Raw genomic sequence first — 3,151 nt, 5'->3', positions numbered from 1 at the left:
CCGGACAGGACGTAGCCGCTGGAGTTGCGGTGGTCGGCCGACGAGCTGCCGATCACCGCGCCCGTGCCGTCCCTGGTGCCGTCGGCGGTCTTCATCGCGACCTCGGCCTTGCCGTCGCCGTCGTAGTCGTACACCTGGAACTGCGTGTAGTGCGCGCCGGAACGGATGTTGCGGCCCAGGTCGATGCGCCACAGCCGGGTGCCGTCGAGCTTGACTCCGTCGATGATCGTGTTGCCGGTGTAGCCGGACTGGGAGTTGTCCTTGGCGTTGGTCGGCTGCCACTTCAGAACCAGGTCGGGCCGGCCGTCGCCGTCCAGGTCGCCGACACTGGCGTCGTTGGCCTCGTAGGTGTACGGCGAGTTGCCCGGAGCGGTGCCTCCGGCCGGCGGCGAGATCGGCACGTCCAGGTATCCCGACCGGAACTGCAGCGCGCGCTCGGAGGGGGCCTGCTCGGTGCCGTTCACCACCGGGCGCACCGTGTAGTCGGCGGAGTCCGGGGCGCCGGAGTCGAAGTAGTTGGTGGAGCCGGTGATCGGCGAGGAGTTGAGCTTGGTGCCGCCGCGGTAGACGTTGAACGCCACGTCGTTCGGGTCGGTGGCCAGCCAGCGCCACGACACCAGGTTCCCGCTGCTGGTGTGGACGCTGGTCAGTCCTCGGTCGAGGCGCTCCACCTGTCGCGCCGTCGCGGCCTGCGCGGTCTGGGGCAGCATGGTGAGCGCGGAGGCGGCCAGCGCGACGGCGGCGGCGAGAACCCCCGCCACTCGGCCGCCCGAGGCTCGGCGGATTCTCCGTTGACGCGGCGCCGTGCGGGGACGCCGGTAAGAGTCGGTCACAGGGACCTCCTGTGTGTGTGGGGGGTGGGGATGTACGCACCTTGCGGTGGATCACGGGGTGGTGGACGACGGGGTGCTTCCCCCGCGGAAGACGTAGGTGGTGATGCTGTGCGCCGGCAGGTCCGGTGAGGCTGTGCCACCGGATACGGTCGGCAGCCCAAGCTGAGGCTGACCTGATCATGACAATCCAGCCGTCAGGAGCGGTGAGCGGTGGCCTCTCAGCTCAGGACGGACTCCCAGGTGGTGGTGCTGGAGCCGGCGTCGGAGGGGAGGCGGTCGCGGGCGGCGGTGTCGCCGTACAGACTCCAGCGCATCCAGTCCACGAAGGTGTTGATCGTCCGCGAGTCGCCGAAGTAGTTGCTGTGGCCCGCGCCGCGGAAGGTGAGGAACGCCCTGGGCGCCGGCAGTTCCCGGTACGCCTGGCGGGCGGAGGAGATGGGGCAGGTGCTGTCCCGGTCGCCGTGCATGAACAGCACCTTGGCCTTGACCCGGCTGCTGGGATTGCCCATGTCCACGCAGGACATCGGAATCGCGGCGACGATCCGCTCGTCCGGCCAGGCGGTCAGCAGCCCGTGAGTGGTCATGCCGCCCATCGAGTGGCCGGACACGCCGACGCCAACCGCTGTGTTGATGTGGCCGGCCAGCGGGTCGCCGGCCGTGTTCAGGGCGAGGGTCCGGGTGATGACCTCGGAGACGTCCTTGGACTGGTTGCCGTTGCGGACGTCTCCGCCACTGAGGTTGGCGAAGTGGGGGGCGGGGACGATGAAGCCGGCCTCGGCCAGGGGACGGATCACCGCCAGGGAATTCTGCGGGCTGCTGCTGTAGCCGTGCATGAACTCGCAGACGGGGAAAACGCCTTCGGCGACGGGGGCGTTGTTGACGGGGGCTCCGCCAGGAGTGCCGGTGGCCGGGTAGTAGACGTAGGTCGTCCACCGGCGGCTGCCGCGGTTCCAGGCGTACGCGCGTACACCGACGGCGAACCGCTTGGTCGGTGCGCCCTGCGGCCTGACGAGGGCGCCTGCCTGCCCGGTGCCGAGCAGGGACGCGCCCACGCCCGCGGCTCCGGCCGCGCTCAGGGCCAGGAAGGTACGCCGTTGCATGCTCATGGATGACTCCCGTGTGAGTGGGGGTTGCTCGTGGGGGGACGCGGGATCCAGTGGGGGCCTCGTGGCCCGGTCGCTTCACTGGTGAGGAAGCGTCAGGTGGGGTGACGGTGCGGCTTCCGCTGAGGGGAACACGCCTGCGCCGCGCGCCGGGGCGCTGGCCGACATGGTGCCGCTGGTGGTGGACGTGACCCCGGTCCACAGGTCGCGCAAGGTGAACGAGGTACCGGTCTTGCCCACGGCACCGGCCGTCGTGCTGACGATGGCGGTACGGCTGCCCTGGTGAACAGGGGACGGCGCTTGCCGGCGGCGTCCCGGGGCGGGGTGAACCAGCAGCCGTCCTCCACCACGTACTTCACGTACTTGTAGCCCAGCGCCGCCATCCCGTTGCCGACCAGCGCGTCGGCCGTCAGCCGGATGAACGACTCGTTGATGGTGCAGCCGAACCTGTTCCAGGTGTTTCATTCCGTCGGTGGCGTCCGTGGTGACGTCGTTCTCCAACTCGCACGCTGGTCCGGGAGCCACCGCAACGGTCGAGCCGATCAGCATCGTGACCACAGCCGAGACCATCAGTGTCGGCCGCCGAACACCGGCCGGCCGTAACTCACCCATGGAGATGCCTCCTGTCACCACTGATGCGGAGGTACAAAGGCCCGGGGCGGCGAGGAGCGACGCATGCGATCTGCTCGTTGCGCGCCACATGACTGTGAACGCTCCCACACCATTTCGAATAACAGAAAGAGTCGCGACCGCACTCTCATCTGTCAATCGCTGCGACCCAATCCCTCTGAACTCAGGGTCAGACCGTCGGGATTCAGCCGTGACTGTGACCGATACCGGCACTCATACCGGCGATCGTGTGGGCACTGATACCGAAGTGCGGACCGTCCGTGGACCGGGCCGCCACCGAACGGACGTGTTCTTGGGCCGGTTGGGCCAGACCGTCGTACACCGCGACGCACACTTCCCGCGCCCGGGACCGAGGCCAGCCGGCCGGCAGCAGATCAATGGGCAACAGGGGGTCCAGCACCGGGAAATGGCGATAGGTGTTCATCACCTCGGTGCGGGCGCGCACCGCCGCGGCGCCGGTGACACCACCAGCGCTGATACGGGGCAGCAAGCCGCTCCACCGCCGGATGAAGATCTCGTACTGGCCGGCGATGCCGGGCAGGTCCCATGCCTCGACCGGGTTGCGGTTGGCCTCCGTCTCGAGAT

General features: G+C 69.0%; 4 protein-coding genes. All 4 read right to left on the bottom strand.

Annotated elements, in window-relative coordinates; translation table 11 throughout:
* Nucleotides 1–833: rhamnogalacturonan lyase family protein (locus ABT063_RS51750; RefSeq protein WP_502991049.1), on the bottom strand; the 833-nt coding region annotated here is incomplete at its 3' end.
* A gap of 218 nt (nucleotides 834–1,051) precedes the next feature.
* Complete coding sequence (locus ABT063_RS51745) at nucleotides 1,052–1,939, bottom strand: alpha/beta hydrolase family protein (RefSeq protein ID WP_351069301.1); 888 nt, start codon at nucleotides 1,937–1,939, stop codon at nucleotides 1,052–1,054.
* A 75-nt stretch (nucleotides 1,940–2,014) separates the two neighbouring features.
* A complete protein-coding gene (locus ABT063_RS51740; protein WP_351069299.1) occupies nucleotides 2,015–2,548 on the bottom strand; it encodes a hypothetical protein in 534 nt (177 codons plus the stop codon).
* 202 nt (nucleotides 2,549–2,750) lie between these two features.
* Nucleotides 2,751–3,151, bottom strand: a 401-nt coding sequence (locus ABT063_RS51735; RefSeq protein ID WP_351069298.1) for a PaaX family transcriptional regulator C-terminal domain-containing protein, incomplete at its 5' end; no start/stop codon positions are given.

Source organism: Streptomyces sp. NPDC002838 (assembly GCF_040295365.1).
Taxonomy (GTDB): Bacteria; Actinomycetota; Actinomycetes; order Streptomycetales; family Streptomycetaceae; genus Streptomyces.
Note: the sequence above shows the minus strand (reverse complement) of the source record. Positions and strands in the feature narration are given on the sequence as shown.

Coding starts and splice junctions, on each gene's coding strand:
- ABT063_RS51745 (WP_351069301.1), bottom strand. CDS start 1,939: ATGAGCATGCAACGGCGTACCTTCCTGGCCCTGAGCGCGGCCGGAGCC.
- ABT063_RS51740 (WP_351069299.1), bottom strand. CDS start 2,548: ATGGGTGAGTTACGGCCGGCCGGTGTTCGGCGGCCGACACTGATGGTC.